Annotated in this window: 17 protein-coding genes and 1 other annotated feature; of the genes, 13 read left to right on the top strand and 4 right to left on the bottom strand. The window is 40.2% G+C overall.

The features are described from left to right. The 11 genes from murD to ileS all read left to right on the top strand — a co-directional run bounded on the left by murD (position 1) and on the right by ileS (position 12,573). A complete protein-coding gene (gene murD, locus FFM66_RS03820; protein ID WP_137605029.1) occupies positions 1-1,386 on the top strand; it encodes a UDP-N-acetylmuramoyl-L-alanine--D-glutamate ligase in 1,386 nt (461 codons plus the stop codon). After that, complete coding sequence (murG, locus tag FFM66_RS03825) at positions 1,383-2,474, top strand: undecaprenyldiphospho-muramoylpentapeptide beta-N-acetylglucosaminyltransferase (protein WP_137605030.1); 1,092 nt, start codon at positions 1,383-1,385, stop codon at positions 2,472-2,474. Before murD ends, murG begins: the two co-directional genes overlap by 4 nt. Before the next feature lie 100 nt (positions 2,475-2,574). After that, positions 2,575-3,543, top strand: coding sequence for a cell division protein FtsQ/DivIB (locus FFM66_RS03830; protein WP_137605051.1), 969 nt, complete (start codon positions 2,575-2,577; stop codon positions 3,541-3,543). 159 nt (positions 3,544-3,702) lie between these two features. After that, positions 3,703-5,022 (top strand): cell division protein FtsA, encoded by a 1,320-nt coding sequence (gene ftsA, locus FFM66_RS03835; protein WP_048604883.1) that lies wholly within the window; start codon positions 3,703-3,705, stop codon positions 5,020-5,022. Between the two features lie 24 nt (positions 5,023-5,046). Then, positions 5,047-6,285, top strand: coding sequence for a cell division protein FtsZ (gene ftsZ / locus FFM66_RS03840; RefSeq protein ID WP_048604884.1), 1,239 nt, complete (start codon positions 5,047-5,049; stop codon positions 6,283-6,285). A 12-nt stretch (positions 6,286-6,297) separates the two neighbouring features. Continuing rightward, positions 6,298-6,975 carry a YggS family pyridoxal phosphate-dependent enzyme gene (locus FFM66_RS03845; RefSeq protein ID WP_137605031.1) on the top strand — a complete coding sequence of 226 codons (678 nt, stop codon included), beginning with the start codon at positions 6,298-6,300 and terminating at the stop codon, positions 6,973-6,975. 14 nt (positions 6,976-6,989) lie between these two features. Continuing rightward, positions 6,990-7,574 (top strand): cell division protein SepF, encoded by a 585-nt coding sequence (locus FFM66_RS03850; RefSeq protein ID WP_137605032.1) that lies wholly within the window; start codon positions 6,990-6,992, stop codon positions 7,572-7,574. Positions 7,575-7,634: 60 nt separating this feature from the next. Further along, positions 7,635-7,898: a YggT family protein gene (locus FFM66_RS03855; protein ID WP_048604887.1), complete on the top strand. Its 264-nt coding sequence runs from the start codon at positions 7,635-7,637 to the stop codon at positions 7,896-7,898. Between the two features lie 17 nt (positions 7,899-7,915). Next, positions 7,916-8,698, top strand: coding sequence for a YlmH family RNA-binding protein (locus tag FFM66_RS03860; protein ID WP_048604888.1), 783 nt, complete (start codon positions 7,916-7,918; stop codon positions 8,696-8,698). Positions 8,699-8,719: 21 nt separating this feature from the next. Continuing rightward, a complete protein-coding gene (locus FFM66_RS03865) occupies positions 8,720-9,478 on the top strand; it encodes a DivIVA domain-containing protein (RefSeq protein ID WP_048604889.1) in 759 nt (252 codons plus the stop codon). After that, positions 9,462-9,680 (top strand) — a binding site (T-box leader). Its footprint overlaps the gene before it by 17 nt. 100 nt (positions 9,681-9,780) lie before the next feature. Beyond that, positions 9,781-12,573, top strand: coding sequence for an isoleucine--tRNA ligase (gene ileS / locus FFM66_RS03870; protein WP_137605033.1), 2,793 nt, complete (start codon positions 9,781-9,783; stop codon positions 12,571-12,573). A gap of 37 nt (positions 12,574-12,610) precedes the next feature. Here ileS and zwf read toward each other — a convergent pair whose 3' ends face one another. The 3 genes from zwf to FFM66_RS03885 all read right to left on the bottom strand — a co-directional run bounded on the left by zwf (position 12,611) and on the right by FFM66_RS03885 (position 16,148). Further along, positions 12,611-14,134, bottom strand: a complete 1,524-nt coding sequence (zwf, locus tag FFM66_RS03875) for a glucose-6-phosphate dehydrogenase (RefSeq protein ID WP_048604891.1) — start codon at positions 14,132-14,134, stop codon at positions 12,611-12,613. 5 nt (positions 14,135-14,139) lie between these two features. Continuing rightward, positions 14,140-14,796: a transcriptional regulator EfaR gene (gene efaR / locus FFM66_RS03880; protein ID WP_137605034.1), complete on the bottom strand. Its 657-nt coding sequence runs from the start codon at positions 14,794-14,796 to the stop codon at positions 14,140-14,142. A 116-nt stretch (positions 14,797-14,912) separates the two neighbouring features. Further along, positions 14,913-16,148, bottom strand: a complete 1,236-nt coding sequence (locus FFM66_RS03885) for an aminopeptidase (RefSeq protein WP_137605035.1) — start codon at positions 16,146-16,148, stop codon at positions 14,913-14,915. A gap of 246 nt (positions 16,149-16,394) precedes the next feature. On the opposite strand from FFM66_RS03885, the gene FFM66_RS03890 reads away from it, so the two are divergent. Next, positions 16,395-16,967, top strand: coding sequence for a TetR/AcrR family transcriptional regulator (locus FFM66_RS03890; protein ID WP_137605036.1), 573 nt, complete (start codon positions 16,395-16,397; stop codon positions 16,965-16,967). A gap of 65 nt (positions 16,968-17,032) precedes the next feature. On the opposite strand, the gene FFM66_RS03895 is transcribed toward FFM66_RS03890, so the two are convergent. Then, positions 17,033-17,476 (bottom strand): flavodoxin, encoded by a 444-nt coding sequence (locus FFM66_RS03895; protein WP_137605037.1) that lies wholly within the window; start codon positions 17,474-17,476, stop codon positions 17,033-17,035. A gap of 166 nt (positions 17,477-17,642) precedes the next feature. On the opposite strand from FFM66_RS03895, the gene map reads away from it, so the two are divergent. Next, positions 17,643-18,407: a type I methionyl aminopeptidase gene (gene map, locus FFM66_RS03900; RefSeq protein WP_048604896.1), complete on the top strand. Its 765-nt coding sequence runs from the start codon at positions 17,643-17,645 to the stop codon at positions 18,405-18,407. Positions 18,408-18,422 lie beyond the last annotated feature (15 nt).

The raw sequence follows: 18,422 nt of genomic DNA on the forward strand, positions 1-18,422 counted from the left end.
ATGAAAAAAATAACAATGTATAAAAATAAAAAAGTTCTTGTGCTAGGATTAGCAAAGAGTGGATTCAGTGCGGCCAAATTGTTACATGAATTGGGCGCACTTGTCACCGTTAATGACGGAAAGCCCTTTGATGAAAATCCCGAAGCACAGGATCTTTTGGCTTTAGGAATCAAAGTCATCACTGGTCAGCATCCAATTGAATTGTTGGATGAGGATTTCTCCTTGATGGTTAAAAATCCCGGTATTCCTTATTCACATCCTTTAATCAAAAAAGCGTTAGAAAAAGGAATGCCAATCATCACAGAAGTGGAATTGGCCTATCAAATTGCTGACTGCCCAATTATCGGAATCACCGGAACAAATGGGAAAACGACGACAACTACTATGATTGAGCGAACGTTGAATGCCGGACTGACTTCTGGCGTTGCACGTTTGTCAGGAAATATCGGATTTCCTGCGAGCTCCGTTGCAGAAAAAGCACAACAAGAAGATGTACTAGTAATGGAGCTTTCGAGTTTTCAACTAATGGGAATTCAAACCTTTCACCCTAAAGTAGCCGTAATTACTAATCTTTATGAAGCACACTTGGATTACCACGGCAGCCGCAGTGAGTATGTGAAAGCAAAATGGCACATTCAACAAAATATGACGGCGGATGATTTTCTTGTTTTGAATTGGAATCAAGAAGAATTACAAAAGTTAAGCCATCAAACAAAAGCAACCATTGTTCCTTTTTCAACAGTAGAAAAAGTCGAAGGTGCTTATTTACAAGAGGGTATCTTATATTTCAAAGGAGAACCGATTATTGAAGCTGACAGACTGGGTGTACCAGGAAAACACAATATTGAAAATGCACTTGCAGCAATTGCCGTAGCCAAAATATGGGGAATTTCTGCCGAAAAGATTCGAATGGCCTTGCAACAATTTACCGGTGTTCCTCATCGGACGCAGTTTGTTGATGTGATTGAAAAAAGACAATTTTTTAATGATTCGAAAGCGACGAATATTCTGGCAACTGAAATGGCACTTGGCGGTTTTGAACATTCAAAACTCATTTTATTAGCCGGGGGATTGGATCGAGGCAATTCTTTTGATAAACTCGTACCTTCATTAACTGGAATCAAAGCTATCATAGTTTTTGGCGAAACACAGCATAAATTGGCTGAAGCAGCAGAAAAAGCCAAAATTCCAGAGATAATCTTTACAGAAAATGCTGAGACTGCGGTTCCTTTGGCTTATGAAATTAGCCAACCGGGTGATACGATCTTGCTATCTCCGGCAAATGCCAGTTGGGATCAATACCCTAATTTTGAAGTTCGCGGGGATCGATTTATTGCAGCAATCGAAGCGCTGAAAATACAAATAGAAATGAGCGAAAACGAGTGAGAGTTTTAGTAACTGGCGGCGGTACGGGTGGACATATCTATCCCGCGTTAGCTTTGGTGAAATATGTCAAAAAACAAGATCCAACTGCAAAGTTTCTATATGTCGGTGGGAAAAAAGGTCTGGAGAACAAAATTTTACCTAAAACAGATATTCCTTTTGAAACATTGGAAATTCAAGGATTTAAGCGAAGCTTATCGTTGGATAATTTTAAAACTATTCATCTGTTTATGAAAAGTATTCGCCAAGCAAAAAAAATCGTAAAAGAATTCAAACCGGATATCGTAATCGGCACGGGCGGGTATGTTTCTGGCGCAGTTGTTTATGCTGCTGCGAAGCTGAACATTCCAACCATCGTTCATGAACAAAACAGTGTTCCCGGTATTACCAATAAATTTCTAAGCCACTATGTAGATCGAATTGCAATTGCTTTTCAAGATGCTGCTGCTTTCTTTCCAAAAGATAAGACAGTGCTTGTAGGAAATCCTCGAGCAACGGAAGTCAGAGACAGTGGGAAATCTGATATTTTAAAAGAATTCGATTTAGATCCGGCGAAGGAAACCGTGTTGATTTTTGGAGGAAGTCAGGGAGCGCTAAAAATCAATCAAGCAGTGGTTGCTGCGTTACCGATGTTAGCCCAAAAAGACTACCAGGTCCTGTATGCCTCGGGAGAACGGTATTTTGAAGAAATTAAAAAGAATGAAACGATTTCACTTGATAGATTGACAACTGTCAGTGTTAAGCCGTATATTGATAAAATGGCTGAAGTCATGGCAAATTCCAGTTTGCTGATTGGACGTGCCGGAGCAACCTCAATTGCAGAATTTACGGCATTAGGCTTACCGGCGATTTTAATACCAAGTCCTTATGTGACAAATGACCATCAGACGAAGAATGCCCAAAGTCTTGTTGATCATGGTGCCGTGAGAATGATTCGCGACGATGAGCTGACTGGTGAATCACTGGTTTTAGCAATTGATGCAATCATGGAAGACAAGAAGTTGCGGAAACAGATGGCGGCTGCCTCCAAGGAGCAAGGTATACCTGATGCGGCAGAACGACTATTCAACTTAGTACAGACATTGATTTAAGTATTTATTTTTTAAGGTGGTGATCGTCATTAGCAAAAAAACTCCTGATGAGACAAAAAAGGAATCTGAATCCAAAGAACCAGAAATCAATGAGGCGGAGTTGACACCGTGGCAAAAAGCTAATTTGAGTTATCTTAAAGAAAAAGGCGATCAACCAAGCTGGTCGCCATCAATCATTGATGGTAGTCCGGATACGATGACGGAAGAAATTGTGGAAGAAGAAGCGTCCGATGAAACGAAAACGGACGATGTCGAGATGGAAGAAAGCAAAGGAGAGCCGACCAATGGTTCATTTGCAGATCGTTTACCAAAAATAAAATCTCAGCGGGATTTGCTTCTTCATCGCCGATTGATTTTTTTAATCGTACTCTTCACGATTCCCTTGCTTTTCACGCTGTATTACGTTTCACCTTTGAGTAAGCTGGCAAAAGTTACTGTTTCGGGGAATAACAAAGTAGCTACCGCAGAAATTTTAAAAGATACCAATTTTCGCTTGCAAGAAAACCTGTGGACTCAATTTTTCCAACGTGGGAAGAATGAAGAAAAACTGACTGCGGAACAGCCAAGAATCAAGAGCACGTCACTTTCAATCGAAAATATCAATCACTTTCATTTGACTGTAACAGAATATCAGGAGGTGGCACTTCTGGCAAAAGGAGATACCTACTCACCGATTTTAGAAAATGGGCAAGTGATGGAAGAAACGCTGAAAAAACCAACTCAGGATTTACCAATTTTAGAAAATTTTACGTCAGAGAAAAAAATCCTATCTGTCTTAAAGAAGTATAGAAAATTGTCTCAAGAAATTCGCAGCGGGATTTCGCAAATTAATTATGCACCTACAAAAAGCAACGATGAATTGCTGAATCTCTATATGAACGATGGCAATCAGGTGATCGTAAATATTTCCAACCTAACAAAACAAATGCAATATTATCCACAGGTTGCAAAAGATATGAAGGAAAAAGGCATTGTGGACATGGAGGTAGGAATTTTTACTTATGCCTACCCGAAAGAAGAGAAAAAAACAACTGAGAGTTCAGAGCCACAAGAGAGTGAAAATCAATAAAAATCAATAAAATTTCCACATATTTTTTCATTAACAGGTTTCTAAATGTCCGCTTTTTGTGGTAGAATTGGTAGCAGTGAATAAATTAATCAAATGGTATATAAATACGAGCAGTATTTGTTCGCGGTATATGGAATAAAGTAGGAGGGAATCCCATTCATGGCAAAGACGGGAATGTATGTAGGTCTTGATATTGGTACTACTTCTGTAAAAGTTGTAGTTGCTGAATATGTGGACAACCAAATGAACATCATTGGTGTAGGGAATGCTAAATCAGAAGGAATCAATCGCGGAATCATCGTCGATATTGAAAAAACAGTCCAAGCAATTCAACGTGCAGTAAAACAAGCGGAAGAAAAAGCAGGTATTCAAATCCGCAGTGTGAGTGTCGGTGTACCGGCAACGCTGTTAGAAGTTGAAAATTGCCAAGGAATGATCGCTGTTAACAGTGAATCAAAAGAAATTACCGATGAGGATGTTCGTAATGTGGCATCTGCCGCTTTAGTCCGTTCTACACCTCCAGAAAGACAAATTATCACGATTTTACCGCAAGAATTTACCGTTGATGGCTTTGAAGGAATCAAAGATCCACGCGGAATGATTGGCGTTCGTTTAGAGATGTTCGGTGTTGTATATACAGGACCGAAAACGATTCTTCACAATATTCGTAAATGTGCAGAAAAAGCCGGTCTGGTCGTCAATGAACTGGTGATCACACCTCTTGCATTAACCGAAACAATTTTGTCTGACGGCGAAAAAGATTTCGGTACGACCGTAATCGACATCGGCGGCGGTCAAACAACGACTTCGGTCATGCACGACAAGCAGTTGAAATTTACGCACGTCAACCAAGAAGGCGGCGAGTATGTAACCAAAGATATCTCGACTGTTTTGAATACATCCTTCAATAATGCAGAAGCATTAAAAATCAATTATGGGGATGCTTATCCTGAACGTACTTCAGCTAGTGAAGAATTTCCTGTTGATGTGATTGGGAAATCTGAACCAGTAAAAATCGATGAACGTTACCTTTCAGAAGTAATCGAAGCACGGATGGAACAAATTTTTGCTAAATCAAAAGAAGTTTTAGAAGAAATTGATGCTTTGAGTTTACCGGGCGGTGTGATTTTGACCGGTGGTGCAGCAAGTTTACCAGGTGTTGTTGACTTGGCACAAGAAATCTTCGATACGAATGTTAAGTTATATGTGCCAAATCACATGGGCTTGCGTAATCCGGTATTTACCAATGTCATCAGTATCGTTGATTATACAGCGAACCTTAGTGAGGTCTATCAATTAGCAAAAACAGCTGTAACCGGCGAAAAAGTACAACCGGTGCAACAAGCAGCCGTTCAACAAGAAATCAACTATGAAACCTTTGACCATCCAGAAGAAACATATGAAGAAGAACCAGAAGAAAAAACTGGTGGAAGTGTAACTGATAAAATCAAAGACTTCTTTTCCAATATTTTCGACTAATCAACCTCAGGAGGAGTACACACTATGGAATTTTCAATTGATAACAACATCAATGACGGCGCTGTGATTAAAGTAATCGGTGTCGGCGGTGGCGGCGGCAATGCTGTGAATCGTATGATTGAAGAAAATGTAAAAGGCGTTGAATTTATCGCAGCAAATACCGATGTTCAAGCCTTAAAAAATTCAAAAGCTGAAACGGTCATTCAATTAGGACCTAAATATACCCGTGGTCTTGGTGCTGGCTCACAGCCGGAAGTTGGACAAAAAGCAGCAGAAGAAAGTGAAGAATCAATTCGTGAAGCTTTAGACGGCGCAGATATGATTTTTATCACTGCTGGTATGGGTGGCGGAACTGGTACTGGTGCCGCACCGATCGTAGCGAAGATTTCAAAGGAAATCGGCGCATTGACTGTGGGTGTTGTTACACGTCCATTCACTTTTGAAGGACCAAAACGCGGTCGCTTTGCAGCAGAAGGTATTGCAAAACTAAAAGAAAATGTAGATACATTGTTGATTATTTCCAACAACCGTTTGTTGGAAGTTGTTGATAAGAAAACGCCAATGTTGGAAGCATTCCGTGAAGCAGATAATGTCTTGCGACAAGGTGTTCAAGGAATTTCTGATTTAATCACTGCACCAGGCTATGTCAACCTTGACTTTGCCGATGTAAAAACAGTGATGGAAAATCAAGGAACAGCTTTAATGGGAATCGGTGTTGCTAGTGGTGAAGACCGTGTGATTGAAGCAACGAAGAAAGCTATTTCTTCTCCATTGTTGGAAACATCCATCGATGGTGCAGAACAAGTCCTGCTAAATATTACCGGTGGATTGGATATGACTTTATTTGAAGCACAAGATGCATCAGATATCGTTGCAAATGCCGCAACTGGTGATGTGAATATCATTCTTGGTACTTCTATCAGTGAAGATCTAGGCGATGAAATTCGTGTAACAGTTATTGCGACAGGAATTGATCCAACAAAAAAGGAAAATCGGTCAAACCGGTCATCCCGACAAAGTCAACTTCATAATGTTCCCCAAAAACCTGTCTTAGACATGGAACAAGCAAAACCTGTTCAAGAAGAAGACAACGCATTTGGAGATTGGGATATTCGCAAAGAACAAAATGTTCGCCCAAGAGTTGATGACACACAATTTGAAAACATCGAAAAAAAAGAATTCGATACGTTCAATCGTGATGAAGTGAAGTCAAATGACGACGATGAATTAAGTACACCACCATTTTTCCGTCGTAAACGATAGGAGGCAGAGCACATGATTTCTGACAACTTGCGGGAGGTCCGACAAGAGATACAGAATTCATGTGCTCTTGTTGGTAGAAACGAGGATTCGGTTACCCTCGTAGCTGTAACAAAGACGATCGATGTTGAGAAAACAAAAGACGTCCTCCGAGCTGGTGTGTTGAATTGCGCAGAAAACCGTGTAGAAAAATTCTTAGAGAAAAAACAAGAAATGACTGATTTTCCACAGGTTATATGGCATTTCATTGGTAATTTGCAGCGGAGAAAGGTAAAATTGATTATAAATGAGATAGACTATTTTCATGCCCTTGACAGCTTGAAACTTGCTGGAGAAATCCAAAAGCGAGGGGAAAAAGTTATCAAGTGTTTTGTTGAAGTTAATATTTCTGGGGAAAGTACAAAACAGGGGATTTCTCCTGATCAACTTTCAGAATTTATTTCGGAATTGGCTGCCTTTGATAAAATTCAAGTCGTTGGACTGATGACGATGGCACCTTTTGATTCCACCCAAGAAGAGCAGCGGGAAATTTTTCGCAGACTACGTTTACTTCAAGAAAATGAGCAAAAAAAGCAGCTATCTTATGCCCCTTGCACAGAATTGAGTATGGGGATGAGCAATGATTATTCCGTTGCTATCCAAGAAGGAGCAACCTTTATACGGGTAGGAACAGCATTGGTAAAAGACATGTAAAAGGAGGAAATTAGATGTCGATCTTTAGTAAGGCAGCGAATTTTTTTGGTTTGGCTGATGAAGATTACGAGTATGAAGAATATGCAGCTCCTGAACAGACTGTCGTTCAAGCGACACCAGCAGTATCAAAAACTGCTGCAACTTCAAATCGTTATTATAACAACACAAATGTGGCGGTTGCTAAAAGTGAACCAGTATCAACACCAAAACCGCAAGCACAATCTCAGTCTCATCCTGCAGAAGAAAAAAAGGTTGTTTCTCTGCACCAGACACAACCGCAGACACAACGTTCTTTAAGAAAAAAAGCGGAGTCTCGGGAAAGTCAGTCTGGAAAAATTACGATTTTGGAGCCGAGAGTTTATTCTGAAGCGATGAATATTGCAAAGCATGTATTGAATAACGAATCGGTGTTGGTTAATTTTCATCTGATTGAAGAAGAACAGGCGCGTCGTATCGTTGATTTTTTGACAGGAACTGTCTATGCACAAGATGGTGATATCAAACGAGTGGGGGATGAAATCTTTCTTTGTACCCCAAGTGGTGTTGAAATCGATGGCGCTGCCCAAAGTTTAATGGACACGAATATGTTCGATCTATAAACTTACAAATGGTCAGTTCCACTTGTATCAATAAGTTAGTGGAACAAGGAGGAAGCACTTATTAGCACATTACTTTATTATTTTAATCAAGCAATTTATTTTTATACGATTTTATTAGTGATCTATGCATTGCTTTCGTGGTTTCCCGGTGGGTATCAGTCAGCACTCGGACGTTTTTTAAAAAAAATCTGTGAACCATATTTAAGTCTTTTTGACCGATTGCCCTTACATGTTGGACCGATTGATTTTACGATTGCGGTTGCAGTCATCGTTTTGAATTTGGCAAGTCGGGCAATTACGATGATTCTGTTTAGAATAATGTAAAAAAAGGGGGAGTTTCTTTGAATGCAAATGTCTATCAACATTTCCGCACAGAAGAGCACCCTTTTGTTGACGCCGTTCAAGATTGGATTGAACAGGTTCAAATGCAGTACGCACCCTACTTGACCGATTTTTTAGATCCGCGGCAAGCATACATTGTGGAGACGCTGGTTCGACAGTCGACCGATTTGAAATTCCAATTTTATGGTGGGTATGAGCAGGCAGAACGTCAGCGTTGTTTGATTTTTCCTGATTATTACGAACCGACGAGTAGTGATTTTGAGATTACGCTTTTTGAAATCAACTACCCAACAAAATTTGCCTCTTTGAGCCATGGAAAAGTCCTTGGCACTCTGGTTGGAACGGGAATCAAACGGGAATTTTTCGGTGACATTATTTCTGACGGCACCAACTGGCAGGTTTTTGTTGCGACAGAGGTCAGCAGTTTTGTCCAATTGCAGGTGACTAAAATTGGCAATGTCAGTGTTCGTTTGGAAGAAAAAAATTATACGGATATTTTGATTCCTAAAGATGGTTGGACGGAAGAACGGGCAACAGTCAGTTCTTTGCGGTTAGATACAGTTGTATCCAGTATCTATAATATTTCCCGTCAGCGTTCAAAACAGCTAATTGAGGCAGGAAAAGTAAAGGTGAATTGGGCGGAGGCTGCACGACCAGATTTTGTTCTGGATTTACTGGATATCGTTTCAGTAAGAGGATTTGGTCGTTTACAGATTCAAGGGTTAGAAGGAACAACAAAAAAAGAAAAGATCCGGCTGTTGCTTGGTGTGTTACGTAAATAATGAATAAAGGTGGAATAAACTATGGCACTATCTCCATTAGACATCCAAAATAAGAGCTTTCCGGTAAAAATGAGAGGCTACAATCAAGACGAAGTTGATGACTTTTTAGACCTGATTGTTCGTGACTACGAAGAATTGGTTCAAAAGAATCGTGAAATGGAAAAATCATTGAAACATGCGGAAGAAAAATTGGAATATTTCAATGAACTGAAAGATGCATTGAATCAATCAATCATCGTGGCACAAGACACAGCAGACAAAGTTAAAACAAGCGCCAGCAAGGAATCGGAAGTGATCGTGACCTCTGCACAAAATAAAGCGGATGAAATGATTGCAACGGCTGAAAAGCAAGCACATCAACTAACGACTTCTGCAGAACAACGAGCAAAAGATATCTTGAATGATGCTACACAAAATGCGCGTCAATTAGCAACGGAAACCAATGATTTGAAGACGAAAACACGGGTCTTCCATCAAAATCTGGCGTTGATGTTGCAATCACAACTGGAACAAGTCAAGAGCCCAGAGTGGGATGAAATCTTAAAACCATTTTCAAGTTATGTACAAGATGGACATGAAGTTTTCAAAGAACTTGTTGCAAAAGAGCTTGACAATGAAAATGGTTCTGAAGTAAACTCAGAGGCAGAAGCAAATGATAATTCTGGTGTTTCCATTGTTGAATCAAGTGAAAAAATCATCGGTGTTCCAGAAAAAACGGAAGTAACCACGCTTGATGATGCAAAAGAACTTTTAAATAAAATCGAAGAAACCAATAAGTAGAACAGAAAAGCTATTTGTATTTTAAAAGCGAGCTAGTGATAGTGAGAGTCTAGTGAAACCCTACAAATAGAAAGATCCTCTACCAGTTTTGATTTTGAAAATCAGTAAAAATCAACGGGTAATTCCGTTAACGATTACAAGAGGAAATCTAGTTTTAGATTTCATATTTTGGGTGGTACCACGACAAACGTTCGTCCCTTTTTGGGAGGAGCGTTTTTTTATTTGAAAAATTTTTTGGAAACAACAGAAATGGATTTGCACAACGAGACTTTCGTTAATTGATTAAAAGGAGCGGGTCAAAGATGAAAATCAAAGATACCTTACATCTTGGAAAAACAGCTTTTCCAATGCGGGGCAATTTGCCTAATCGAGAAGTTGAATGGCAAAAAGAATGGGAAGAAAATGAATTATACCAACGTCGTCAAAAATTAAACGAAGGAAAACCAACCTTTGTTTTACATGATGGACCACCCTATGCAAACGGCAATATCCATCTTGGACACTCACTAAATAAAATCAGTAAAGATATTATTATCCGTTCAAAATCGATGTCTGGCTTTCGTTCGCCTTATGTCCCTGGATGGGATACCCACGGACTGCCAATCGAACAAGTATTGGCAAATAAAGGAATCAAACGCAAAGAAATGACGTTAGCTGAATATCGTGAAAAATGTAAAGAATATGCGTTGACTCAGGTGGACAAACAACGCATTGATTTTAAACGTTTAGGTGTTTCCGGTGATTGGGATCATCCATATGTTACATTGGATCCTGCGTATGAAGCGGCTGAAATTCGCGTTTTTGGCAAGATGGCTGAAAAAGGCTATATCTACAAAGGATTGAAACCAATTTATTGGTCACCGTCCAGTGAATCTTCCTTAGCAGAAGCCGAAATCGAATATAAGGATGTAAAATCAGCTTCGATCTACGTGGCCTTTAAAGTCGTTGATGGCAAAGATTTGTTGGATACCGATACATCATTTATTATCTGGACCACGACACCTTGGACGTTACCGGCTAACTTAGGAATTTCTGTTCACCCTAAATTTGCCTATTTGCAAGTTGAAGCGGATGGCAAAAAATATGTGGTGGCAAAAGACTTATTAGAAACGGTTTCGACAGAATTAGGCTGGCAAAAAGTCACTGTCTTGCAAGAGTTCTCTGGAAAGCAATTGGAATACATGACTGCACAACATCCATTTTATGATCGTACGTCTTTAGTCATGTGTGGCGAACACGTAACCTTGGATGCTGGTACTGGACTTGTTCATACCGCTCCTGGTCATGGGGAAGACGACTATATTGTGGGTAAAAAATATCATTTGGATGTGTTATCTCCTCTTGATGATCGCGGTGTTTTCACAGATGAAGCGCCAGGATTTGAAGGGATTTTTTATGACAAAGCAAATCCAATGGTCACAAAATTATTGGAAGAAAAAGGCGCTCTGCTGAAATTAGATTTCTTCACCCATAGCTATCCCCATGATTGGCGGACGAAAAAACCCGTTATTTTCCGGGCTACACCGCAATGGTTTGCTTCAATCGATAAATTCCGTCAAGATATTTTGGATGAAGTTGAAAAAGTTGATTGGATCATTCCTTGGGGAAAAACACGTTTATACAATATGATTCGTGACCGGGGAGATTGGGTAATTTCTCGTCAACGGGCGTGGGGTGTGCCATTACCAATTTTCTATGCAGAAAACGGTGAGGCCATCATTACACCAGAAACAGTGGAACATGTTGCTCAGTTATTTGCTGAATTTGGTTCAAATGTTTGGTTTGAACGGGAAGCCAAGGAATTGTTGCCTGCAGGCTTTAGCCACCCAGGTTCACCAAATGGAACGTTTACAAAAGAAAATGATATCATGGATGTTTGGTTTGATTCTGGCTCATCCCATGAAGCGGTCCTTCGTCAACGTCCTGAATTGACTTTCCCGGCTGATATGTATTTGGAAGGATCAGATCAATATCGCGGGTGGTTCAACTCCAGTATCACCACCAGTGTAGCAATCAATGGTATTGCTCCATATAAAGCAGTGCTTTCCCAAGGCTTTACCCTAGATGGTGAAGGACGCAAGATGAGTAAATCATTAGGAAACACCATTGTACCTGAAACGGTAATCAAGCAAATGGGTGCCGATATTTTACGACTATGGGTCAGCAGTGTTGATTATGAAGCAGATGTCCGAGTTTCAATGGATATTTTGAAACAAGTTGCAGAAGTTTATCGAAAAATTCGTAACACGATGCGCTTCTTGTTGGCAAATACTGCCGATTTTGATCCTAAAAAAGATGCGGTTCCTTATGAAGACTTGCGTTCCGTGGATAAATATATGACTGTACGCTTGAATCAAGTGGTGAAAGAATTGCGTGGAGGCTACGAAAGCTATAACTTCCTGCATATCTACAAAACAGTAATGAATTTTCTGACGGTAGATCTTTCCTCTTTCTATTTGGATTTTGCAAAAGATGTTGTGTATATTGAAGCAGAAAATGATCCGCAACGTCGCTGCATGCAGACGGTATTCTATCAAACCGCTGTGGCTTTGACAAAATTATTAACGCCAATCATTCCTCATACAGCAGAAGAAATCTGGTCTTTCTTGAGTGAAGAGAAAGAATATGTACAATTGGCTGAATTCCCAGCATATGAAGAATTTGCAAATCAACAAGAATTGTTGGATACTTGGACAGCATTTATGGATTTCCGTGATGATGTTTTGAAGGCGTTAGAAGAAGCACGGAACAAAAAATTAATCGGTAAATCGTTAGAAGCAAAACTAACTGTTTATCCAAATGAACAAACTGCTGCAATGCTAAAAGCAGTAGATGAAAACATTGCACAATTACTGATTGTTTCACCAGATTATTTTGAAGTGAAGGCTGCCGGAACACCGGTACCTGATGAAGCACATCAATTTGAAGAGGTTGCCTTACTGGTGGAAAAAGCAGATGGTGTAGTTTGTGACCGTTGCCGACAAGTCCGAAAAGATGTCGGTTCAGATGAAAAACTGCCAACTCTTTGTGGACATTGTGCGCATATTGTTGAAGAAAACTTTGCGGAAGCAGTAGCAGAAGGTTTCGAAAACTAAAAAAGCACTTCCCGATTTCAAGTCGGGAAGTGTTTTTTTAATCTAATAAATTGCGTTCGCGGTACCATTCATCTGGTTGCCAGATCCACTCGAAGCCATCTTTTTCCAGCAGGTCAAAGGCCGCTTGTGGCCCCATTGTTCCAGCTGCGTAGTTCGGAAAGTCTGGAGTATCCTTATCCCAAACACCACGGATTACATCAACGATTCGCCAAGATTGAGCAACTTCATCCCAATGGGTGAAGTTTGTACTGTCACCATTTAAGGCATCGAAAATTAAGCGTTCATAAGCTTCTGGGCTGTTTTCTACTGCCTCGGCACTATTGCGGTAATCCAATTTGACCGGATGGGTATTGAAGCCCTGTCCGATTTCTTTGCCGTTAAGAGAAAGGCTGAAACCTTCTGTTGGTTGAATATAAATCGTCAAAACATTTTGTGGGAGCTTTTTATTTTCGCAAGGTTCCTTGATGTCGGCTTTAAATAAATTGACAGGCACTTGTTTGAAAACGATATTGATACGGGTTCCTTTTTCCGTCAGACGTTTACCGGTCCGAACATAAAAAGGAACGCCAGACCAACGGAAATTATCGATTTTAAATTTACCGGCAACAAAGGTCTCGGTTGTAGAGGTTTCGCTGACATTTGGTTCTTCCCGGTAAGAGGCAAAATTTGTACCTTCCAAACTTCCGCTGCTGTATTGTCCTCGGACAAAGTTTTCTCGCACTTCATCTTCTGTATAAACTCGGACTGCGTTCAATGCTTTGATTTTTTCACCACGAATTTCTTGATCTGAAAAAGCAGCCGGTGGTTCCATCGCTAACAAAGATAAGATTTGCAGAATATGGTTTTGGACCATATCTTTTAAGGCTCCGCTACGGTCGTAATAACCGCCGCGATCCTCCACGCCTAAACTTTCTGTCAACGTAATCTGCACGTTGTCGATATAGCGATTGTTCCACATAGATTCAAAAATATTATTTGCAAAGCGGATTGCAGAAATATTTTGGATCATCTCTTTGCCTAGGTAATGATCGATCCGATAAATTTCATTTTCGGAAAACACCGCATTAATCTCTTCATTCAATTGTTTGGCTGTTTCATAATCGGAGCCAAAAGGTTTTTCAATGATGATGCGATGGAATCCAGTAGAATCCAGCATTCCTTGTGATTGCAGATGTTCTACGATTACCCCAAAGAAATTAGGCGACATTGCCAAATAGTAAAGACGATTGCCGTCAAGCTGGTACTTTTGATCTAGTGTATCGGTCAATTTCTTTAACGTGAGATAGTGCTCAGTATCTTGCACATCATGGGATTGGTAATAAAAATGAGCGGCAAATTTTTCAGCTTCTTCTTCTGTTGGATTTAGAGAAGCGATGGTTTCTTTAACGATACCGCGATAATGTTCATCGCTCCAAGGCCGACGAGCCGTTCCAATCACGGCAAATTGTTCTTGAATGTCACCTTTTCGATACAAACGGAAAAGGGAAGGATAAAGCTTTCGTTGTGCTAAATCCCCGGTCGCACCAAAAATGGTGAAGAGAACTTTTTTATTTTCTGACATAGGTCTCACTCCTTATCTAATGGATCAACAAAAATCGTACTTGCTGCTTTGTAGCTTACAGCGATGGTTTTTTGATCATTTTTGATTGTAATCGGACCTTCGTAGGCAGCAACATCGATAATTTCATATTCTTCATGGATTTTCAAATCGATAGCGACAAGATAATCCAGTAATTCACGTTCATCTAAAACCCGAGCGATTCTCAAGGAAGTTCCGATGCCATAATCAGCCAAGGTTTGGCGTTTTTCTTCATGGATGGATTCTTCAAATCGAGGGATTTTTCCGCCGTGGGGGCAATATTCCGGGGTGCCCAAATAGTTTTCCAGCCGTTTTGCAAGACGTTCGGAAGTGACGTGTTCCAAAACCTCTGCATCGTCATGAACTTCATTCCACGAATAATTCAAATGTTCAACGAGAAAAACTTCCCATAGGCGATGCTTGCGGATCAAAGTACTGGCAGATTTCAAGCCTTTTTGTGTTAGCTGAACCCCTTGATAGGGGGAATGTTCCACAAGTTCTTCTTTTACTAATTTTGAAATCATTTCGCTGACGGAGGCTGCGGATACATCTAAGCCAGCCACGATTTGTTTGTTGCTGATTTTGTTTTCATCGCCGCCTAATTCTAGAATTATTTTTAAATAATCTTCACGATTTGGAGTCATTCTCACTCACCCTTTCCATCAACGACTATCCTAGTAAATTCTACCAAAAAAGCTCAGCATTTACTATTATTAATCATTACAAAAAAATCGAAGCTTCCGCCTCGATTTTTTAGCGTTTATGCCCAGTCACCGTTGCGGAACACTGGTACGGTCGAACCGTCCTCGCGAATCCCGTCGATCGACATTTGATCAGAGCCTACCATGAAATCAACGTGTGTTTGGCTGCGATTTAATCCGGCAGCGTCCAATTCTTCTTCGCTCATTTCCGTGCCTCCTTGGATGCTGAAGGCATAGGCGGAACCTAATGCCAAGTGATTGGAGGCATTTTCGTCAAACAACGTATTGAAGAAGGTAATCCCGGATTGTGAGATTGGGGACGGATCAGGAACTAAGGCAACTTCACCTAAGTGGGTAGCGCCTTCGTCTGTCTCTAATAATTTTTTCAAGACTTCTTGTCCTTGTTTTGCGGAGAAATCAACGACTTTTCCATTTTTGAAAGTAAAAGTCATTCCGGAAATAATCGTTCCCGCATAGCTTAAAGGTTTCGTGCTGGAGATATAGCCATCTACCCGGCGGCTGTCAGGTGCAGTGAAAACTTCTTCCGTTGGCATATTTGCCATGAATTTTTCGTTGCGGGCATTAAAACTGCCGGCGCCTTCCCAAAGGTGATTCTTAGGCAAGCCAATCGTCAGATCTGTTCCCGGAGCAGTGTAATGCAGCGCAGTGAATTGTTCTTTATTTAATTCATCTGCTTTTTTTTGCAATTTTTCGTCGTGGGCTTTCCAAGCAGCTACAGGATTTGCTTCGTAGATACGGGTAGTTTTGAAAATTTCGTCCCACAAACGGTCTTGGGCTGTTTCTGGTGTATCATTTGGAAAAACTTTTTGTGCCCAGTCTTGGCCAGCGGCGGCTACCACAGTCCAGCTAACTTTATTTGCTTGGGTAGCTTTTCGCAGATTCAATAAAGCTTTTCCGCTGGCTGCTTGGTAGGTTGCCACGCGATGAGTATCAATTCCAGCCAGTGAATCAGGATTGGAAGAGACAACACTAATGCGGCTGGCACCTTTTTTCACCCAATCGTCGGCTTGGTCGACTTTATATTGCGGTACCGTTTCAATTCGGTCTTGGGCTGCGAACGCTAGAAATTCTTTTTGGACAAAATCATCGGTCCACTGAACAATGACTTCTGATGCACCAAGTTCATAGGCTTTTTCTGTAAGTAAGCGGGCTAATTCTGCTTGTTCCACACTGATTTGAATAACAATTGTGTGTCCTTTTTGAACATTGACACCCACCTCTGTAATCAGTTGTGCATATTTGTTTAGATATTCTTTAAAATTTGCGAGTACCATAATTTACCTCCTAAAGGGTTTTAATAATTAGATAACCATTTTTATGATAACACTGGGAAAATGACAAGACAACAAAAGTGCTATGATTTTGAAAATTTTTTTTGATGTTGAAAAAACAAGTGAAATTATTTCTATAAATTGAAAAGAAGAAAAAAGAGTTTTTGTCAGATAAAAAAAAACATGATACAATAAATTCAGGCAAAAAATGAAAGCGATATACAAAATGACGAAGGAGATTAAAATATCATGGCAAGAAAGAAAACAATTACCCGAGATCAAATTTTAGATGCGGCGTATGATGTTGTTGCGGCAGATGGATTTGCTCGCTTTACGGCAAGAAATATCGCTGCAGAGATGAATTGCTCGACACAGCCGATTTATTTAGAATTTCAAAACATGGATGATTTAAAAAATGCGCTGATTGACAAAATTTTAAATTATTTAGCGACCGATGTTTTTCCGATTGAACATACAGGCAATACGATTATTGACTTAGCGTTGAACTACATAGAATTTGCCACCACCAAACGACGACTTTACCGCGCAATGTATTTGGAAGAATACGGCGGCGGAAAAAAAATCCAGAAATTTTCTTACGATTATTTTGTTCAAGCTGTAAAAGATGATGAAAACTACCAAAACTTATCTCAGGAAGAATTGGAAGAACTTCATATGGGTACTTGGATCGTTGCGACGGGTATTGCTTCCTTGATGTCTTCCGGAATCATTGCTCCGACAGAAGATCAGATCAAAGGATTGATGGAAGAAAGTATCAGAGATATTCTCAATGACCAGTTGGCAGTACAATTAAACTATTAAGCCTGTTTAAAAACAGACAAAAAGAGGGACGCGTCAGTTAAGCGCGTCCCTCTTGCTTCGTCAACTTATTTTGCTGCTTCGACAAGTTTTTTGGCGAAGGTCTCCAGATTTTCGATATCTTCTTCTTCGGCGTTCAAATCAACTTTGACACTTTCCGCTCCTTTTGTGGCACCTGTTTTGGCAAAGACAGCGTCAAAATCGTCGATGGATTTGCAAAAATCATCATAAAACGTGTCTCCAGATCCGCAAACGCCATAAATTTTTCCGCTCAGATCAAGTTCTTGCAGATCTTCATAAAAATCAACGATCTCATCTGGCAGTTCACCATCACCATATGTATAGGTCGCTAAGATGCAAATATCTGCATCTTCAAATTCGTCGGCATCCACTTGTGTACATTCATTGATTTCGACATCGATCGCTAAGTTTTCCATTGCTTCGGCAACGATATCCGCGATTTCTTCTGTATTTCCAGTCATACTAGCATAAACGATTTTTGCTACAGTCATGAGGTTCCTCCTACGATTTCTCTATAAACTATTCCTTCTAGGCTCGGCTTAATTATAGCAAATGTAGGTTGGAAAGAAAACTCCTCCCGAAGTGAAATAAACAGCATTTGGCGAAAAATCGCTACTATGGTAAAATAAGAACGATTTGAAAAGAGGAGATAGTAAAATGATTACATTAAAATCAGCAAGAGAAATTGAATTAATGAAGGAATCTGGTGAATTATTGGCGGAAGTCCATAAACAGTTGCGCACATTTATCAAACCAGGTGTTTCAAGCTGGGATATCGAAGTCTTTGTTCGCAATTTTATTGAAAGCCATGGCGGAGTTGCCGCACAAATTGGCTTTGAAGGCTATAAATATGCGACTTGTTGTAGTGTCAACACAGAAATCTGTCATGGATTTCCTCGCAAGCAACCATTGAAAAATGGGGATTTGATTAAAGTGGATATGTGTATTGATTTAAAAGGTGCGATGTCTGATTCTTGCTGGTCCTATGTTGTAGGTGATTCTACACCTGAATTGGACCACTTGATGGAAGTGACCCGTAAATCCATGTATTTGGGAATTGAACAGGCTGTTATCGGCAATCGAATCGGTGACATCGGTCATGCAATCCAAACTTATGTAGAAGGGGAAAATCTTTCTGTTGTTCGGGATTTTGTTGGACACGGCATTGGACCAACAATCCACGAAAGTCCTTCAATTCCTCATTATGGTGAAGCAGGAAAAGGATTGCGTTTAAAAGAAGGAATGGTCATCACCGTAGAACCTATGGTCAATACCGGAACATGGAAAATGAAGATGGACCCAAATGGTTGGACAGCCTACACCTTAGATGGTGGATTAAGCTGTCAGTTTGAACACACGATTGCTATTACAAAAGACGGGCCAAAAATTTTGACTTCTCAAGGGGAAGAGGGAACTTACTAAGCAGCAAGAAATGGA

The sequence above is a fragment of the Enterococcus songbeiensis genome, assembly GCF_005405265.1.
In the GTDB taxonomy this organism is placed as follows: domain Bacteria; phylum Bacillota; class Bacilli; order Lactobacillales; family Enterococcaceae; genus Enterococcus_C; species Enterococcus_C songbeiensis.